This window comes from Kurthia sp. 11kri321, assembly GCF_001534765.1.
GTDB classification, from domain to species: Bacteria; Bacillota; Bacilli; order Bacillales_A; family Planococcaceae; genus Kurthia; species Kurthia gibsonii.
The window spans coordinates 443,320-462,500 of record NZ_CP013217.1 but is presented as its reverse complement, the minus strand read 5'-3'; the positions used below and the strand labels follow the sequence as shown (position 1 = coordinate 462,500).

The following is a 19,181-nucleotide window of genomic DNA, read 5'->3' as shown; positions in this document are numbered from 1 at the left end:
GTCATAAGGGGCATGATGATTTGACGTCATCCCCACCTTCCTCCGGTTTGTCACCGGCAGTCTCCTTAGAGTGCCCAACTAAATGATGGCAACTAAGAATAAGGGTTGCGCTCGTTGCGGGACTTAACCCAACATCTCACGACACGAGCTGACGACAACCATGCACCACCTGTCACCAATGTCCCCGAAGGGAAAATCCTATCTCTAGGACGGTCATTGGGATGTCAAGACCTGGTAAGGTTCTTCGCGTTGCTTCGAATTAAACCACATGCTCCACCGCTTGTGCGGGCCCCCGTCAATTCCTTTGAGTTTCAACCTTGCGGTCGTACTCCCCAGGCGGAGTGCTTAATGCGTTAGCTGCAGCACTAAGGGGCGGAAACCCCCTAACACTTAGCACTCATCGTTTACGGCGTGGACTACCAGGGTATCTAATCCTGTTTGCTCCCCACGCTTTCGCGCCTCAGTGTCAGTTACAGACCAGACAGTCGCCTTCGCCACTGGTGTTCCTCCAAATCTCTACGCATTTCACCGCTACACTTGGAATTCCACTATCCTCTTCTGCACTCAAGTTCCCCAGTTTCCAATGACCCTCCACGGTTGAGCCGTGGGCTTTCACATCAGACTTAAGAAACCACCTGCGCGCGCTTTACGCCCAATAAATCCGGACAACGCTTGCCACCTACGTATTACCGCGGCTGCTGGCACGTAGTTAGCCGTGGCTTTCTAATAAGGTACCGTCAAGGTACGTTCATTTCCTAACGTACTTGTTCTTCCCTTACAACAGAGTTTTACGATCCGAAAACCTTCATCACTCACGCGGCGTTGCTCCATCAGACTTTCGTCCATTGTGGAAGATTCCCTACTGCTGCCTCCCGTAGGAGTTTGGGCCGTGTCTCAGTCCCAATGTGGCCGATCACCCTCTCAGGTCGGCTATGCATCGTTGCCTTGGTAGGCCGTTACCCCACCAACTAGCTAATGCACCGCGGGCCCATCCTACAGTGACGCCGAAGCGCCTTTCAACTTCAAAACATGTGATTCGAAGGATTATCCGGTATTAGCCCAGGTTTCCCTGAGTTATCCCGATCTGTAGGGCAGGTTGCCCACGTGTTACTCACCCGTCCGCCGCTAAATCAGAGAAGCAAGCTTCTCGTCATTCGCTCGACTTGCATGTATTAGGCACGCCGCCAGCGTTCGTCCTGAGCCAGGATCAAACTCTCCATAAAAGTAGTTTGAAAGCTCATTTGCTTTGCTAGCGTTATCTTTTGATAACAATTGCTTATTCACTTAACGTGATAAGACTTGTTTGTGATTATCTTCTTGCTTGTTTAGTTTTCAAGGTTCATGTTATTGTGTCGTTTCTTAGCGACTTCAATATCTTATCATCTTATCGATTTGTTTGTCAACAACTTTTTTAAAAAAGTTTTTTCGACTTATCAAACAATGTTGATGTGTTGTTTTGTTGTCATGTCTTACTGACATTTAATATAATACAATAACTTATTGTTCGAAGTCAACACTTTTTATAAACTTTTTTAAAAACTTTATTCAACCTTATATAAACGATGTTTTACATCATTCGACTTCGTCGGTAAAAGTTCTATCTTAATATAACCTTTATCAATTAAGTATTCAACAAATACCTCTAAGTTAATCGAGTAATTTTTCAATTCTTCATGCTCATGTAATTCTTGAATCGTCCATACATCTTTTTGTTTCATTACTTCAACAATATGACGACCGCTCTCAACAACCTTCTGATCTATAAAACTTTCTATATAAACGATTACTTCTAAAATCTTTTGTTCAATAGGTCGTGGTTTTTCAATAAAACCTTCATATAAATCATAAATTTCATTATTATATGTTTTTACTTGTTCCCACACTTTTAACTCTGGGTAAACACCTACTTCAATAATAGAAAGTCTTGCTACATGATGTAGACATTCCATCATTTGAAAGAAAGCATCTACATAATCACGTTGTTCAAAACTCACACGACCTTCTTGAAACCTTCTAAGTAGCTTTGAAAATTCAATACCAAGTTTTACATGTCGACCGTATCGTGGATTATTTCGCATCTCTTGTCGCAGTGAATAAATTGTTTCATTACGATCAAACACAACACGACCGTCCATAATCCAATTGATGATTTTTTTATTCGTACCTAACAGTAACCATTTACGCAATTGTTTATTTGTCACGATATGCATAGCTGCATGATGTTCTTCATATGTATAGTGTTTTGTAAAAACAGATAGCTCTGCTTCTGCTACTAATATAAGAAGAATAGCATCTATATTATCTGTTTCAGGACTTAGATCATCAATCTTTTCGACTAAGATAGCACCTAATGTATTTGGATCACTTGCTCGCTCTTGATAAATTGGACGTAAAATATGTTCCATTTGAATTCCCCCTGCTTCTACTCATTAGAAAGTCATGTTCGAAAACGCACAAAATGAAATCCAGACACATGCATAGATTCATCTCTATCTTTAATCATATTAAAACGAACGTCACTCGGCAAGAGTTAACAATAAAAAAAGGAATTGCGTTATGCAACTCCCTCTTACTATTATTGCGACTGCTCTTCTTGACATTCAGGACATACACCATAAATCTCTAAACGGTGTGAATTAATTTTAAAACCTGTTACGTGTGAAGCGAAATGTTCAATTTCGTCAAGCCCAGGGTAATGGAAGTCTACAATCTTACCACATGACTGACAAATCGTATGATAGTGTTTACTTGTAACAAAATCAAAACGGCTTGCATTATCGCCATATGTTAATTCTTGTACTAATCCGGATTCTTTAAATACACGTAAATTATTATAAACAGTGGCTACACTCATATTCGGAAATTTTGACTCTAATGATTTATAAATCTCATCAGCTGTTGGATGTGACATCGCTTCAATCAAATATTCTAAAATCGCATGACGCTGCGGTGTTATCCTAACGCCTGTTTTCTTGAGCGTGTCTAGCGCAGTTTCTAATTGCATTTCAGACATCGCCATGCACCCTCTTTCATAAGTATTCTTTAATTATAATCGTTATAATTAGTTTATCTAATATTAGTGGTTACTGTCAACTTCTTATACTCAAAATTAAAATACCACGCAGCTATTCTCAAATAGAAGCGTGGTATTGAAAATTAATAACCATTTTTTAAATTTACTTGGTTTGTGATTTGATCATAATCACCCTTACGATAGTGACGATAGTTTTCTTTAAAAATATCGAAACTTCTTTCAAGATAACGAGAAGACTGACTTGAGACATGTGGCGACACAGTTAGATTCTCTAAGTCGTATAGTGGTGAGTCTGATGGTAAAGGTTCTTGTTCAAATACATCACACACTGCATAGGCAATCTCTTTTTGTTGTAACGCTTCTATTAACACATTCGTCGCAACTAAATCGCCTCGTCCAAAATTCAAAAATAATGTGTCGGGGTTCATCGCTTTAAAATGATCTGCTGTTAATAAATATTTTGTTTCTTTTGTACTTGGCAAAACAGACAAAACAATCTCAGCTCGAGGTAATGTGTCTAATAATTGATTGAAAGCAATCATTTCATCCATATAATCTGCCTGTTTACCTGAACGATTACAACCAATTGTGTTTACACCGAAAGCTTGAAGTAAACGCCCCATCTCACTGCCAATTGCACCTGGTCCTAAAATAAGAGCTGTTGCACCATTTAACTCTTTTGAAGGCATTTTTCTTTTCCAATTATGTGCGCGTTGTTCTGCATAGATTGCCGGTAACGAACGATAATATGAAAGAATGTGTGCTAAAACGGATTCTGCCATCGGCTTTTTATGAATGCCTCTTACATTTGATACAATAATTTCGGTTTCGTCTAACTCTGCAAGCGGCATTTTCTCAATTCCAGCAGAAGCAACAAAAATCCATTTTAGATTTTTCATGGACTTCATATGCTCAGGCGTTAAGTCTTCTCCATATGTTACAAGAATCTCTGCTTCATTCAAATGATTGTTATCTACTTTTGTCTCATAGATGATTTGTTCTTCTGGCATGAACTGTTCTAAATCCTTTTTTAAATCTGGTCGTGGATCAAATGTGAAATAAATCATTCATTCTCACCTCTTAAAACTGCTGCTACTTTCGCAACATGATCTTTGACACGAACATTACGCCATTCTTCTTGAACAATACCTTCTTTATTAATTAAAAACGTCGAGCGTACAATTCCCATGTATTCTTTACCAAAATTCTTTTTCAGTTGCCATACACCATAGGCTTCTGCTACTTTGACATCTGTATCAACTAATAAAGAGAATGGTAAGTTATGTTTTGCGATGAATTTTTCATGTCGTTCAGCTGGATCTGGACTTACACCAAGAATGACAGCATCTAAATCTGAAAAATCTTCGTAAGCTGCAGCAAAATCACAAGCTTCTGTTGTACAACCAGGTGTCATGTCTTTTGGATAGAAGTATAAAATTACATTCTTTTTACCTAAGAAATTTTCTAACGCTACTTGTTCCCCTTTTTCATTTGGTAATGTAAATAAAGGTGCTTTTTTATTTTTCAATGATTCCATCTAAATCCCTCCATGAATTGAATTATTTCTATTGTAACAATATATTTGGTAAATATCGTGAATTTTATATACAATGAAAAAATAGTTGACCGTTTCTACAATATGATATAAAGTTACGACGATAAATAATGAAAGAGAGGTTACCCACTTTCACATGAAATTAGGTGCCCGGATATTAAAAACAGGTGTAGCAATTGTTTTCGCACTTTACCTAGCGAACTGGTTTGAACTACCTGCTCCTATCTTCGCAGGAGTCGCGGCAATCTTTGCTTTACAACCTTCCATCTATCGGTCTTACAAAACCATTATTGAACAAGTTCAAGGGAATCTAATCGGCGCTGTTATCGCCGTTATTTTCGGTCTTACATTTGGTCATTCCTATGTAGTCGTTGGATTTGCTGTTGTGGTGACACTCATCATTATGATGAAGTTCAAATTAGAAGGGAGCATCTCACTTGCTCTCGTAACGATTATTGTGATTATGGAATTTCAAGAAGGCTCTTTCATCGAGTTCGCGATGTGGCGATTTGTCACAGTCATGACCGGTGTACTTGCAGCATTCATCATCAACTTAATTTTCTTACCGCCTAAATACGAAGAAAGATTATTCACATCGATTAAGTATTTACAAACAGATATTATTAAGTGGATTCGTCTCGCTGTTCGTCAAGCATCTGAACATACATCAACAAAACAATCTTTACGTCGACTTCGCAAACAGTTCGAACGTGTAAATAATTTGTACAAATTATTTAAAGAAGAACGTGGTTATACAAAAAAAGCACGAAATATGAAACACCGTAAACTTGTCGTCTATCGTCAAATGTTAATTACGATGACGAAAAGTATCGAGGTATTAAATCGTCTTCACCTTCATGAAAATGAATTATCGCATCTTCCTGAAAAGTTCCATATTATGATTCAAGAACGTCTTGATTTCTTACTAACATATCACGAGCAACTATTGCTAAAATATACGGGTAAGTTAAAAGCTGAACATACGACTTGGATTGGCGAAGAAGAATTCTTACAACGTAATGAAGTCATGGATATTTTCGCGCAACATATCGTACATGAACATGCGAGTGAAAGTGAAGAAGAATTCTCAAGTTACCACTTGTTACACATTCTTTCACGCATTTTAGATTATGAAGAGAACTTAGAACATCTAAATACACTGATTACATCGTTCATTCAACACCATGCATCTGAATCGTTCAAAGAAGAAAATGAAGAAGTTATTTAAAAAAACCGAAATCGCGCCTTATGATGCGATTTCGGTTTTTCTGTTTTAATCTAATACTTGTACTTGGAATAAATCGTGATATGCTCCGCCTGCTTGCATAAGCTGTTGGTGCGTTCCATGTTCTTTTACTTCACCATGATCGATGAGCATAATTTGATTGGCATGCGTAATTGTCGATAAACGATGCGCAACAATTAATGTTGTACGATTATGCGCTAAGCGATCTAATGATTCTTGAATAAGTGCTTCGCTCTCCAAATCAAGCGCTGAAGTCGCTTCATCTAAAATTAAAATCGGTGGATTTTTTAAAAATACACGTGCAATAGCAACACGCTGTTTTTGACCGCCAGATAATTTCACGCCACGTTCCCCAACTAATGTGTCATAACCATCTGGGAATGACATAATAAAATCATGTGCGTTCGCTGCTTTCGCTGCTGCATAGACTTCTTCATCTGTCGCCTGTGGATTCCCCATCAAAATATTTTCTTTAATTGAGTCACTAAATAATACATTATCTTGTTGAACAATCCCGATATTTCGGCGTAAAGATTCAATCGTTAAATCACGTATATCTTGACCATCTATTTTAATCGACCCGCCTGTCACATCATAAAAACGTGGAATCAAACTAATGATTGTTGATTTCCCACCACCACTCATACCAACAAATGCAGCTGTTTGTCCTGGTTCAATCGTAAAGTTCAATTGATTTAAGACATTTCGACCGTCATCATTATACCGGAATGCGACATCATCAAACGTTACTTTACCTGCTACTTGTTGTAATTCTTTCGCATTTTCACGATCTGTAATGTCATACTTTTCATCCATTAATTCAAACATACGGTCCATTGAAGCAACAGATTGCGTTAAAGTAGTTGAAGAATTAACAAGGCGTCGAAGTGGATTATATAAACTATCAATATAGCCGATGAATGCTGCTAGTACACCAAGTGTTAAACTACCATGAATCACTTGATAACCTGCATAACCAATTACGGCTACTGGCGCCATACCTGTAACTGTATTAACAACCATGAATGTTTTCGCATTCCAACGTGTTTGGTCTAAAGCTTTTTCTAAAAAATTGCCATTTGCTTTTTTAAAAACACCTTGTTCATGTTGTTCCAGTGTAAAACTCGTAATGACACTCATTCCTTGAACACGTTCATGTAGATAACTCTGAACACCTGCTAAAGCTTTTGAACGTTCACGCGTTAACGTACGCAATTTTGTAAAGAAGAACTTTACGCTAATAACATAGAATGGCAACGCGATTAACGTTACAAGTGTTAATTTGAAATCCATGTATAACATGATACCAATCGCAATAACAACTGTCACAAGGTCAATCCAGACATTCATTAACCCCGTCACAATAAATTCCTTTGTCTGTTCTACATCATTAATGGTACGAGAGATAACATCTCCTACACGATTATTCGCATAGAATTTCTGACCTAATTTCTGCAAATGTCCATACATATTGGTTCGAATATCATAAAGCACACGGTTACTAATACGCTGTGCAAAATATTGACGGTAATATTCGATTGGTGGACGAACAATAAAGAATAAAAATGCCATGAAAATTATCCACATGAATAATTTTTTTGTCTTTTCATCCGGTGGTAAACCATCATTACTAATAACATCATCAATGATGACTTTAATTAATAACGGTATCGCTAAGGGAATCATGAATTTGATTACACCGAGGATAAAAGCAAATACGATATCCCATTTATACGGTTTTACAAATTTCATGTACCGTTTCATACTATCCATTTGGATCACTTCCTTTAAATTTCACACGACCTATTTTGTCGCAAAATTCATTATAAGTTTTATTTCGTAAATAGAAAAGGTTTAAAATTTTCCAGTCGAAATAAAAAAACGTTCTCAGAAACCGAATGGATTTCTAAGACCGTTCTCTCTTCTACGAGACTATGCGTTTTGTTCTTGTCCTTACTACTCTTCTTGCTGTTTAATCTGCTTATAAAATTCATAGCGATTCGTCCAAGCTTCAATAAAGTCCGGTGCAAAAGGTCCCCTTCTTTGTTGAATCCAGTTAATTAATTTGTTCACATTTGCTTTTAAAATACTATCGATAACTGGTGGATAATTCATCTCTTGTTTATGCTGTTCATACTCATCTTCATCTAATAATGTGTATGACATATCGGGAAAAATTTTCACATCCAAATCATAATCAATGTATTTAATCGCATTATGATCAAATACGAATGGCGAACTCATATTGCAGTAATAATAGACACCATCTTCACGCAACATACAAATAATATTAAACCACAGCTCTGTATGGAAATAAGTGATGGAAGGTTCACGCGTCAACCATGTTCTTCCATCTGACTCTGTCACCAATGTGCGCTCGTTTGCACCGATTAAAATCTTCGGTGTACTTTTGAGGACCATTGTTTCCTGCCATACACGATGAATTTGACCGTTATGCTTGTAGCTATGAATTTGTACAATGTCCCCTTCTGCTGGAATTGTCATTTTTAGCCCACCTTTGTGAAACGTAGTCATTTAAAGAACTTCTTTGTAACATTATATCAATGTAGACATTAAACGTGTAGCAAAAAAGTCATGTTCCACTAAAAACTTCAAATTCCTTCTTTTTCTAACATTTTAATTAAAGCTTTTTGGTATGCACGCGATACGATTGTAAAATCTTTTGCATCGGTACAGGTAATGGTAGATGTTCGATTTCATCTAATGTGAACCACTTACCCGACTTCGATTCGCCCTTAACATAGAAAGCTTTTAGATGCCAAACGATGTGTGAGAAGATATGTTTTAGTTCAACTAATTCTTCCTGACCATGTAATTCAATTTCATGTTCTTTTGTATACTGTGCAATGCCTGAATAATCTGCCGTTTGTTCGACCATTGGGAATTGCCACATATTCGCAAGAAGTCCTGTAGCAGGTCTTTGTTCCATACAAATCTGTCCTGCTTCATTTTCAATGACATACACATCATAATGCAATTTTTTCACTTTTGTTTTTTTCACTTTTACAGGTAACTCTGCTGTTCTTCCTTCTGCAAATGCGCCACAATAATCACGCACAGGGCAAAGTAGACATTTCGGAGAAGTAGGCGTACAAACTAATGCTCCTAATTCCATTAATCCCTGATTAAAATCAGATGGATGATCTGGATCAATTAAATCCATTACAGCTTTTTCAAATACTTTTCTTGTTTTCGGTAACGCAATATCATCTTCAATTAATAGCACACGACTTAATACACGCATCACATTCCCATCAACAGCATGTTCAGGAACACCGTACGCGATACTTAAAACAGCACCTGCCGTATAAGGCCCGACACCTTTTAATTTCGAAATTTCATCACGTGTATTTGGTACAATTGATCCGTAAGATTCAACGACTTCACGTACACCTGCTTGTAAATTACGCGCACGTGAATAATATCCTAATCCTTCCCACTGCTTTAATAAGAAGGATTCTTCCGCTTCAGCTAGTACTTCTGGAGTTGGGAACTTTTCTAAAAAATTTTCGTAATAAGGAATGACGGTGTCTACACGCGTTTGTTGTAACATCACCTCTGAAACCCAGATTTTATAAGGGTCCTTCGTTTTTCGCCAAGGTAAATCTCGCTTTTCACGTTGGAACCATTCGACTAAAAATTGTTGAAACTCTTTTTTGTATTGATATGACACTGGGGGCCTCCTTGAATTAAAATAAAGATAAATCGGGTATAGCAACTTTAAAAGGCGATTCGTATTGTAAGGAGTTGAAAAAATGGATACTGGGACTCACTTAGTTATGGGCATTACGATTAGTGGCCTGACATTTGCAGATCCAACCGTTGCAGCAAGTACTGCAACAGCGACAGCGGTTATCGCTGGCGTCATGTTAGGATCACAAGCGCCTGATATTGATACGGTATTAAAGCTTCGCAATAATGCCGTCTACATTCGTCATCATCGAGGGATTACACACTCGATTCCGGCAGTCTTTATTTGGCCTACATTAATCACACTTGTCCTATTACTGTTACTACCAGATGCCAATGTACTTCATCTCTGGTTATGGACTTTTTTTGCAGTCGCCTTACACGTATTTGTAGATATTTTCAATGCTTATGGTACTCAAGCTTTGCGGCCATTTACAAAAAAATGGATTGCGCTTGGGATTATTAATACGTTTGATCCGATTATTTTTGGATTGAATGTAATTGCCATTATGATTTGGGCATTCGGTGCTGATCCTGTCATCACGATGTCGATTTTATATGGCACACTCGTCATTTACTATATCATAAGAACTTGGCTACATCATGCTGTAAAGCAAGCTGTTCAAAATACCATTCCAGATGTAAAAGACATCTATTTATCGCCTACACGTTACTTCTTCCAATATCGTGTAGCAGCGAATTCCGATACACATCATTATGTTGCAAGAGCTTATGGACGTTCAATTACTTTGCTCGACAAATTTAAGATCGAGCCACTACCCGAAGAAGAACTTTTCGAAGTTGCTATTCAAGATGAAAATTTAAGAAGTTTTCTATCCTTTTCACCCATCTATCGTTTTGAAATTCGTAAAATCAAAAATAATTTAACCGAAGTGCGGCTAATCGATTTACGCTACCGTAGTAATAATCGCTATCCATTCGTTGCGGTAGCGCAAGTAGATGAACATTTAAAAGTCGTTAATTCTTATACGGGCTGGATTTTCTCAGAAGAAAAATTACGTTCGAAATTAGGTTAAAACTAAAAAAGCACAATGTGGATTAAATCTCATTGTGCTTTTTAACTATATAGAAAGAGGTGTTTTCAATCGACTTACTTCTTTTAGCAAAAGAACGTTTCCCTTTATTTGCTTTATTCCTTTTTTTATTTTTATTATTGTTAATTACACTCATTATTATTTTAAAAAATCAAAAGAAACTGTCCAAAGTGTTTGTCATTTGGACGGTCATCGTACTTAGCCTCTGTATCATTTTACTTTCCGTTCTTACACTTCTACTACTTTCTTTCGGTTATAACATGTAAAAAGTGAGATAGCGTATTCGACACGCTACCTCACTTTTTTAATTTAATAAATCTTTGTATTTTGGATTACGCGCTACAAATTCATGTAGTGTCGAACCATAACTTTCAATCCACTGACGTACCATTTTCTCTGTCATTTCTTCGCCCTTATATGAATAACCTGCTCGCGCATAAGTTGATTCAAAATCAGACCATAATAACTCAATCCATGTACGTGCCTTTTCTTCACTTAAATTCTCATTCGATTGTTGCAGTAACTCTGCCAACTCTTGAATTTTTGTTTTCAAGTTAAAAAGCCTCCTTCACATCTACTAACATCGAAATAGGAATCGCTTCGATTTGCTGTTCTCCGCCTAAACGATATCCCCATGCATATACTCCTTTTAAATAATCAATTTTAAAGAATACACCTGGGTCTCCTTGAATACGGTAGATTTCTCCGACTTTAAAATCTTCAGGGTTTAATAAAAAAGCTTGTGCTAAAATCGCTTTACGCTCGTATACTGCAAACTCATTTAGAATACCTAATTGTTCTGCACGACGCGCTTTTTCACGTAATGTCGCAATCAACTCGCGTAATTCAGTTGGTGTCATCTCACTATACTTTTTTTCCATTATTCCTGTTCCCTCTTCTCTATATACTGTTCAATCACTTCAGATGGAAAACCTTTTTGATACAAAGCTTGCTTAACACGCATACGAAGTTCATAGCCTTCATACTTCTGACTATATTTTCTCCAAACTTTCTCTCCTTGTAAATCAATCAGGCTGGTCCATTCATCTTCTTCTGGTTGAATGACAATCGTTTCAAGTACTTGTTGTACGATTGAAAAACTATATCCTTTTCGCACTAAAAATTCTTGCACTTTTTGTTTAATTTGACTTGGTGTTTTGCGTTGCTCTTGTCGTACTTTTTTCTCCGCAAGCTCCATCGCCATACTCAATTGCTCTTCTTCAGAAAAAGCTTCCACAACTTCTTGTTGTAACTTCGGATCGATTCCTTTTTGTTTTAAATCTTGTAAAATCGCTTTTGGTCCTTTTTTAGACGTGCGTTTTTTCGTTTCTGCGAGGGCTGTCGCATACGTTTCATCATTTAAAAAACCAAGTCGTGTTAATTTTTGAATGGCTTCTTGAATAACTGCCTCACCAAACTCTGCTTTCAGCAACTTCTGATGTACTTCATGCTCACTACGCATTTGATACGCTAAAAAAGATAAGGCCCGATTATAGGCTCGTGATACTTCATCATCAAAGGCAATCTCTCCAACCGCCATCTCATCAAGAGACTTCCCCTTCGTTAGACCGTACTGAATGATAATGGCTTCATCCACACTGAACGCATATTTCTCATCTAAATAAATATTATAGCGTTCTTCATTTCTTTTTTGTCGTGTAATTTTCGTAATCACGCGTGCCACATCATCACCTCCACCTTGCCTCTCATTATACATCTTTTCAACGTGACAACCCAGACCTTTTGATTGCATGTCTAAGTCAAATAAAGGGTACAATAAGGGAAACTAGAAAAAGGAATGATGTATTTTATGAAAATCGTTATTGCAGGTGGTAGTGGATTCGTAGGACAAGGGTTAACTGACTTTTACACGCAACAAGGACATGAGGTCATTATTCTAACTCGTAAACAAAGTCATCGTGTTGGGAATGTACAATACTGTCAGTGGTTACAACCAGATGCAAAACCAAATGAATTACTTGAAAATGCAGATGCCTTTATAAATTTAGCAGGTGTTTCATTAAATGAAGGCCGCTGGACAGATGAACGCAAAGAAGCCATCTTTAAAAGTCGTATGCAAGCGACTACTGAAATCATCCGAATCATTGAAGACCTTGAAAATAAACCAAAAGTATTAGTCAACGCAAGTGCAGTCGGTATTTATCCAACATCAAAAGCGGCTGTTTATACCGAGTCTTCTACACAAAAATCAACCGACTTTTTAGGACGTACGGTAAAGAAATGGGAAGAAATCGCAAAATGTGCGGAAGCCTATGGTGTACGAACTGTTTTCACACGTTTCGGTGTCATTCTAGGTTCAGGTGGTGGCGCATTAAAATTAATGGCCATGCCATATGATTTCTATATTGGCGGAAAACTCGGCTCAGGTATGCAGTGGGTATCATGGGTACACATTGATGATGTTGTCGGTGCAATTGATTTCGTTATTTCAGACGATACAATTTCAGGCCCAGTTAATGTAACCGCACCATATCCTGTTCGCATGGAACAATTCGGCAAAACAATCGCTGAAATTAAGCGTAAACCGCATTGGTTCCCGACACCAGCCCCTTTACTAAAAGCAGCGCTCGGTGAAAAAAGTAAGATGGTATTGGAAGGTCAAAATGTAAAACCAACTGTTTTATTAGAACATGGTTATACATTCCATTATCCAAAACTGTATGACGCCCTTTCAAATCTGCTATAATGGAGAAATGATTTTTGATTATGGCAAAAGGACGTGGCACGTATGGCACAAGAAACAATAATGGAAGTCGGCAAACGCATTCCATTGAATATAAAAAAATTAGGGATTAATGGCGAAGGAATTGGTTACTATAAGCGAAATATCGTCTTCATCCCTGGCGCGCTTGTTGGCGAAGAAGTTTACGCTGAAATTACGAAAGTGAGCCGAAACTTCTCAGAAGCAAAAGTATTAAAAGTACAAAAAAAATCCAAGCATCGTGTGACACCACCCTGCCCTGTTTATGAAGCATGTGGTGGTTGTCAGTTGCAACACATGACGTACGACAGTCAACTTGTCGCAAAACGTCATGTAGTATTACAAGCACTTCAAAAATATGTACCGAATCAAGCGAAGAAAATTAACGTGAAGTCAACAATTGGCATGGATGATCCATGGCACTACCGTAATAAAAGTCAATTCCAAGTGAGAAAACCAGGGAAACATGTAATGGCTGGACTATTTGCTGAAAATAGCCATAAATTACTCGACTTAAATGATTGCCCTGTTCAACATGAAATGACGACATTTGTAACGAATAAAACGAAAAAAATCATCGAGGCATTAAATATTCCTGTGTACGATGGTCTCTCAACAAAAGGTATTATTCGTACAATTGTGGTACGTGTCGGCGTTCGCACAGGTGAAGTTCAACTTGTCATTGTTACAACACGTAAAAACTTCCCGCAAAAAGAAGAACTGATTGAAAAGTTACAACACATTGATGAGCGTGTTGTATCCATTGTTCAAAATATTAATTCTGAAGATACATCGCTTATTTTCGGTGACGTTACACGTGTATTAGCAGGAAAAGAAACGATTCATGAGGAACTAGGTGAATTTGCATTTGATCTATCTGCACGTGCTTTCTTCCAATTGAACCCAACGCAGACGGTTCATCTATACAATCAAATTAAAAAAGCAGCGGCACTCACTGGTTCAGAAAAAGTTGTCGATGCTTACTGTGGTGTTGGAACAATTGGACTTTGGTTAGCGAAAGATGCGAGCGAAATTCGTGGAATGGATGTTATTCCTGAAAGTATCGATAACGCAAAACAAAATGCTGAAAATCATGGCATTCAACACGCCATCTATAAAACAGGCACTGCTGAAGATTGGTTAGCTCGTTGGCAAAAAGAAGGTTTTGTACCAGATGTCTTAACAGTAGACCCACCACGTACAGGACTTGCACCAAGCTTCATTGATGCCGTTCTAAAAATTAAACCAAAACGCTTTGTCTATACATCATGCAACCCATCAACACTCGCAAAAGACTTAGCACAATTAACGAAAATCTATCACATTGAATACATTCAACCTGTAGATATGTTCCCGCAAACAGCTCACGTTGAAAGCGTGACATTATTGACATTGAGAAAATAAAACTAAAAAGAAGATGGGACATACGTATAAAACACCATCTAATATGTGCATAAGAAAAAACGGAATCACGCTGCCATGTGGTTCCGTTTTTTCGTTGCGAACTCTAAATAAGGAAAATGAAATGTTCATCTTCTTTTTATTTATACATATGAAAATGAGATATTATATTGATGACCTATATCCTTTTTGATTTCTTCTGTTAATTCTAATCCAACTTGATTATAGTCTCGCTTGTTAAGTTCATATTCAAATGACGATTGATGGAAATTCCTTCCTAATACGTCTTCATATTTTTCTACCCATAACATTAACTTCTCTTTTATTAGTTCTGTTAGTGGAAACTCATCAATATCTAAATTATAACCACAAATACTGCACCATAGTGGATCTGTATAAAAATCTGCTTCTACTTTTATATGTGTTAATCTTTCGCAACTACAAAATTCATTCATATAATCTGCCTTCTTCCTCTATTATATTAAAATGATATTGTCGGTGTTCCTTGATGAAAATATAAGCGCCATTTTTCATGTTCATACTTCCAGATTGAACTGCGATTAGATCGACTTCCATTGTCAATCACCTCGGTTTGATATGTAATGTGAACAATCGTCGGTGCGAGTTGCTGAACAGAAAAATTTTTAATAATAAATGGACATGCCGCCGATCCTTTTGTATCTACGGAATCTAATTGCATCTCTTTATTATAAATACGTCCAGATGTTCCAAATTCAACAAAGTCATTTGATAATAACTCTTTAAAATCATCTGATCGCCCATACATTAATGTTTTTTCAAGGTGTAAAAAATAAGCTACTCTATCTCCCATCACTTTCATCTCCCTGCCTATACTTTCATCTTATTTTATATTAAAAACGTCAATTTTTTTACAAAAAAAGTCTAATAAATCATCACTTTCTCTCTTTCTAAAAGAAAATGCTATTTAAAAACAAAATTTCTTATACCTTCTTTTTCCAAATATGTTGATTTATTTTTTAAGTGAATACATAATAGATATATTGACACATCTTATTAGGAGGTAACTGTGAAGAAAATACTAAATTCAATTTATTGGAAAATTATGCTGAATTCTTTACTCCTTATGCTGATTCCTTGTTTAATCATCGGAATCGTAAGTTTCATCAACGCAAAAAATAGTATGAATGAATTAGGCGAAACGATTGTAAAAAACAGTGTGACCTCGACATTGCAATTGATCGATGGATACAACCAAAAAGTCGAATCAGGTGAGTTATCACTTGAAGAAGCACAGGAAAAAGTGAAAGAAGTAACGATTGGACAAAAGAATGATAAAGGCCTTCGTCCGATTACGAATAAAACAGATTTAGGTGAGAGTGGTTACATCTTCTTCTTAGAAAAAGACGGTATAATGATTGGTCACCCTAATATTGAAGATAAACAGTCATGGGATTTACAAGATAGTAGCGGACAATATTTCATTCGTAATATTATTAAAACGGCTGAAAAAGGTGGCGGTTTTACATCGTATCCATTCCACCTGCCAGATAATATGGATAAAACGGCTGATAAAATTACATACTCAAAAGTCGATCCGAATTGGGGATGGATTGTTGCAGCCAGTTCATACAAAAAAGACTTTAATGCACCTGCGAATCAGTTATTATTAATGATGTCTATTGCTCTTGTCATTTCATTAATTATTGGTTTCTTCTTAACATTACGTTTAGCTCGTACATTCGCTCGTCCTATTCAGAAACTAACAGCTAAATTAAAAGAAATCGCGAGTGGCAATTTATCAATTCCTTTAGATGAAGTAAAACGTGAAGATGAAATCGGTCAATTGAATAATCACTTTAATAGTATGGTAGTTAGTTTAAAACAGCTGATCCAAGATGTTGATACATCCATCGTAGAAATTCGTGATACATCAACGAGTTTAACAGCTATTTCTGAAGAAGCAGCTGCTTCAACAGATGAAATCTCAAATAGTGTTCAAACAATGTCTGAAGGTTCGCATAAACAATTAGCTGACAGCCAATCAACAAAACAAGCGACAGATCATTTAACAGAAGAGATTACAGAACTTCATGAAAAGAACCAACATATGTTACAAACATCAAATACGATGGAAAAAGCAAATGCGAATGGTTTAACACAACTTTCAATTCTTCAAGAGAAGTCGAATGAATCAGCAAAACTAGTACAACATGTGCAAGACGTATTCCACAATCTATCGTCTAAAATGAAAGAAATCGAAAATATTATCACATCGATTAATATGATTTCTGAACAGACGAATTTATTAGCGCTGAATGCTTCAATCGAAGCAGCACGTGCTGGTGAACATGGTAAGGGATTTGCAGTTGTAGCAGAAGAAGTGCGTAAACTAGCTGAGCAAACTGCTTCTTCGACAAAGAGTGTACAAAATACGTTAAAAGGCATTGAAACAGAAACGATGAATGCAAATACTGAAATTAATCGCACAGCTGCAATTGTTCAACAACAAAACGATGCGGTAACACATACAGGTACATCTTTCGAAGAAATTCAAAAAACAGTCGCTTCAATTCAAACAGCCATTACAGAAGTGAACCAAAGTGTGCAACAACTCATGACACAAAAAGACGTCATTGTAACTTCTGTTGACCATAGCGCGCAAATTAGCCAGCATAATGCTGCTGCTACTTCAGAAGTATTTGAGTCGATTGAAGAACAACAAAAAGTTGTTCAAATTGTGGCTGAGTCTGCAACTGATTTATCGGATCAGATTGGCTTATTAAAACAAGCGATTAATCAATTTAAAATTGATTAGCATACAAAAAAGAGGTGGGGAATTTTCCCTACCTCTTTCTTTATACTGCCTTTTTATTTTCCTTACCGAAAATTAATGCGATGAAGAATACGGATAATACAAGTCCTGCAATTAATAAGAGGAAGCTTGCATTCACATATTGTACATACGCACCACCTAAGAATGGTCCTGCTAAACTACCAACACTGAAGAAAATACTACATAGTAAGTTCCCTGTTGGTAATAGCTCTTTCGGTGTTAAATCAGTCATATACGAGATACCGAGAGAGAATACAGAACCACAGAACATACCAGCTAATAAGAAACTAATTAAAATAATCCACTCAGATGATTCGAAAAAGCTACCAAATAAAAACATTAAACCGCCACCACCGAGTGCAATGAGCGATACTTTTCGTCTACCAATGCGATCACCAAGTGTTCCAAGTGGTACTTGTGTTAGAATACCCCCTACTGAAAAAGCAGATAGTGTAAAGGCAAGCATCGATAAATCAAAGTGATTTCTTACTGCATAGACTGGGAAGATGGCATTTAATGAAGATTCTAAAAAGCCATATACAAGCGGTGGTAAAAATGCGACCCACGCGTATTTCATCGCACGTTTATAGCGCACGAATGTGTTTCCATGTTGATTCACTTGAATCGGTTCTGGTTTTTCATTTTTCAAGAAGAAAATTAGTGACCAAGCTGCTAAACATAGTAATGAAGAAACAATGAATGGCAATGCTTCATTAATTTCGACTAATGGAACGAATTGAGGACCAACAGCGAAACCAAGACCGAATGATAAACCGTAAATTGCGACATTCTTCCCTAACTTTTCAACTGGTGCTGTCGTTGTAATCCATGTTTGCGTTGCATAATGAAGTGCATGATCTCCAATCCCGATAACTAATCGTAGAATGAACCAAAATAATACACTCTTCCATAATGGAAATAAAAATAATGAAGCAAATACGAGTGCCCCACCTGTAACGATGACAGGCTTGTAGCCAAAACGACGTAAAGGTTGTTCAACGAATGGTGCAATGAGCAATGTTCCTATATATAAACCTGTGGCATTTAAACCATTGAGTGAGGAAGCAACACCATCTTTTTCAAAAATGATTGAAATAAGCGGCAATAACATTCCTTGAGAAAAACCCGAAATCGACACGATGATGACTAATATCCAAAAACGTTTTTTTGCAATATCGTTATTTTTCACCAAGTTTCTTCCTTTCTACAGATAAATTTGCTTATAAATTGAAAGCCGAAACATATCGTATCATATTTTAGTCCTAGTAAATATACATTCATGTATAAACGGAAAATTCGGATAATAATGAGCTCTGTTTGGATTTGCTAAAATGTTATAAATCCGTTATTCTAGCAATGAAACGAGGTGTACTGATGGGTAAATCAATTACAAATAAAGATCAGCAAGTAAGCTATTTAAAAGAACGTCTGCAAATTTTCATGGAAGTACTAGACGCAATCGACCCTGAAACGACTGAGTTAGAAGATATCGATCGTTTAATTGCCATGGTAGATGATATCGAAGTAAAAATGGATACATTTAAAAACCGCACGGATTCAGAAGAAAAAGAATAGATAAACGAAACGAGGACAATCGATTACAGTCGAATTGTTCTTTTTTTGTTCACACTTTTCCTGTCTA

19 protein-coding genes and 1 rRNA gene (1 of these 20 running past the window's edge) are annotated in these 19,181 nt (G+C 36.9%); 6 read left to right on the top strand and 14 right to left on the bottom strand.

The genetic code is table 11. The annotated features are described in order from the left end of the window. The 5 genes from ASO14_RS02380 to bcp form a co-directional block, all read right to left on the bottom strand. Window positions 1-1,223, bottom strand: a 16S ribosomal RNA gene (locus ASO14_RS02380) (it extends 325 nt beyond the left edge of the window). 318 nt (window positions 1,224-1,541) lie between these two features. Further along, the gene (locus ASO14_RS02375) at window positions 1,542-2,405 is read right to left on the bottom strand and encodes a nucleotidyltransferase-like protein (protein WP_068450961.1); all 864 of its coding nucleotides are present in this window, start codon (window positions 2,403-2,405) and stop codon (window positions 1,542-1,544) included. 170 nt (window positions 2,406-2,575) lie between these two features. After that, entirely contained in the window at window positions 2,576-3,019 is a 444-nt protein-coding gene (gene perR / locus ASO14_RS02370) for a peroxide-responsive transcriptional repressor PerR (protein ID WP_068450958.1), read from the bottom strand. A gap of 137 nt (window positions 3,020-3,156) precedes the next feature. After that, window positions 3,157-4,101, bottom strand: a complete 945-nt coding sequence (locus ASO14_RS02365) for a D-2-hydroxyacid dehydrogenase (RefSeq protein WP_068450955.1) — start codon at window positions 4,099-4,101, stop codon at window positions 3,157-3,159. Next, a complete protein-coding gene (gene bcp, locus ASO14_RS02360) occupies window positions 4,098-4,571 on the bottom strand; it encodes a thioredoxin-dependent thiol peroxidase (RefSeq protein ID WP_068450951.1) in 474 nt (157 codons plus the stop codon). The genes ASO14_RS02365 and bcp overlap by 4 nt, the downstream gene beginning before the upstream one ends. A gap of 154 nt (window positions 4,572-4,725) precedes the next feature. Between bcp and ASO14_RS02355 the strand changes: the two genes are divergently transcribed. Next, the gene (locus ASO14_RS02355) at window positions 4,726-5,817 is read left to right on the top strand and encodes an FUSC family protein (protein ID WP_068450948.1); all 1,092 of its coding nucleotides are present in this window, start codon (window positions 4,726-4,728) and stop codon (window positions 5,815-5,817) included. Between the two features lie 45 nt (window positions 5,818-5,862). Here the strand turns inward: ASO14_RS02355 and ASO14_RS02350 are convergent, their stop codons facing one another. From ASO14_RS02350 to mutY, 3 genes are all read right to left on the bottom strand, one after another. Further along, window positions 5,863-7,608, bottom strand: a complete 1,746-nt coding sequence (locus tag ASO14_RS02350; protein WP_068450946.1) for an ABC transporter ATP-binding protein — start codon at window positions 7,606-7,608, stop codon at window positions 5,863-5,865. 183 nt (window positions 7,609-7,791) lie between these two features. Then, window positions 7,792-8,340, bottom strand: a complete 549-nt coding sequence (gene ntdP, locus ASO14_RS02345; RefSeq protein ID WP_068450943.1) for a nucleoside tri-diphosphate phosphatase — start codon at window positions 8,338-8,340, stop codon at window positions 7,792-7,794. A 136-nt stretch (window positions 8,341-8,476) separates the two neighbouring features. Further along, complete coding sequence (gene mutY / locus ASO14_RS02340; protein ID WP_068450941.1) at window positions 8,477-9,529, bottom strand: A/G-specific adenine glycosylase; 1,053 nt, start codon at window positions 9,527-9,529, stop codon at window positions 8,477-8,479. A gap of 82 nt (window positions 9,530-9,611) precedes the next feature. Here mutY and ASO14_RS02335 point away from each other — a divergent pair, with 82 nt between their 5' ends. Next, window positions 9,612-10,583, top strand: coding sequence for a metal-dependent hydrolase (locus ASO14_RS02335; protein WP_068450936.1), 972 nt, complete (start codon window positions 9,612-9,614; stop codon window positions 10,581-10,583). Between the two features lie 322 nt (window positions 10,584-10,905). Here ASO14_RS02335 and ASO14_RS02330 read toward each other — a convergent pair whose 3' ends face one another. The 3 genes from ASO14_RS02330 to recX are packed head-to-tail and all read right to left on the bottom strand — an operon-like array spanning window position 10,906 to window position 12,285. Next, window positions 10,906-11,154: a YfhJ family protein gene (locus tag ASO14_RS02330; protein ID WP_068450934.1), complete on the bottom strand. Its 249-nt coding sequence runs from the start codon at window positions 11,152-11,154 to the stop codon at window positions 10,906-10,908. A gap of 1 nt (window position 11,155) precedes the next feature. After that, window positions 11,156-11,482 (bottom strand): YfhH family protein, encoded by a 327-nt coding sequence (locus tag ASO14_RS02325; RefSeq protein ID WP_068450931.1) that lies wholly within the window; start codon window positions 11,480-11,482, stop codon window positions 11,156-11,158. Continuing rightward, window positions 11,482-12,285: a recombination regulator RecX gene (gene recX, locus ASO14_RS02320; RefSeq protein ID WP_231726974.1), complete on the bottom strand. Its 804-nt coding sequence runs from the start codon at window positions 12,283-12,285 to the stop codon at window positions 11,482-11,484. The genes ASO14_RS02325 and recX overlap by 1 nt, the downstream gene beginning before the upstream one ends. Before the next feature lie 126 nt (window positions 12,286-12,411). On the opposite strand from recX, the gene ASO14_RS02315 reads away from it, so the two are divergent. Then, window positions 12,412-13,308, top strand: a complete 897-nt coding sequence (locus tag ASO14_RS02315) for a TIGR01777 family oxidoreductase (protein WP_068450926.1) — start codon at window positions 12,412-12,414, stop codon at window positions 13,306-13,308. Between the two features lie 42 nt (window positions 13,309-13,350). After that, on the top strand, window positions 13,351-14,727 hold the full coding sequence (gene rlmD / locus ASO14_RS02310; RefSeq protein WP_068450924.1) for a 23S rRNA (uracil(1939)-C(5))-methyltransferase RlmD: 1,377 nt from the start codon (window positions 13,351-13,353) through the stop codon (window positions 14,725-14,727). A 140-nt stretch (window positions 14,728-14,867) separates the two neighbouring features. Here the strand turns inward: rlmD and ASO14_RS02305 are convergent, their stop codons facing one another. Together ASO14_RS02305 and ASO14_RS02300 are read right to left on the bottom strand one after the other, a co-directional pair. Further along, window positions 14,868-15,179 carry a hypothetical protein gene (locus ASO14_RS02305; protein WP_068450919.1) on the bottom strand — a complete coding sequence of 104 codons (312 nt, stop codon included), beginning with the start codon at window positions 15,177-15,179 and terminating at the stop codon, window positions 14,868-14,870. A gap of 26 nt (window positions 15,180-15,205) precedes the next feature. After that, window positions 15,206-15,556: a nuclear transport factor 2 family protein gene (locus ASO14_RS02300; protein WP_068450917.1), complete on the bottom strand. Its 351-nt coding sequence runs from the start codon at window positions 15,554-15,556 to the stop codon at window positions 15,206-15,208. A gap of 216 nt (window positions 15,557-15,772) precedes the next feature. Here ASO14_RS02300 and ASO14_RS02295 point away from each other — a divergent pair, with 216 nt between their 5' ends. Further along, window positions 15,773-17,521, top strand: coding sequence for a methyl-accepting chemotaxis protein (locus tag ASO14_RS02295; RefSeq protein WP_068450915.1), 1,749 nt, complete (start codon window positions 15,773-15,775; stop codon window positions 17,519-17,521). Between the two features lie 40 nt (window positions 17,522-17,561). Here the strand turns inward: ASO14_RS02295 and ASO14_RS02290 are convergent, their stop codons facing one another. Beyond that, on the bottom strand, window positions 17,562-18,728 hold the full coding sequence (locus ASO14_RS02290; RefSeq protein ID WP_409136413.1) for an MFS transporter: 1,167 nt from the start codon (window positions 18,726-18,728) through the stop codon (window positions 17,562-17,564). A 185-nt stretch (window positions 18,729-18,913) separates the two neighbouring features. On the opposite strand from ASO14_RS02290, the gene ASO14_RS02285 reads away from it, so the two are divergent. Beyond that, on the top strand, window positions 18,914-19,114 hold the full coding sequence (locus ASO14_RS02285; RefSeq protein ID WP_068450912.1) for an SE1561 family protein: 201 nt from the start codon (window positions 18,914-18,916) through the stop codon (window positions 19,112-19,114). Window positions 19,115-19,181 lie beyond the last annotated feature (67 nt).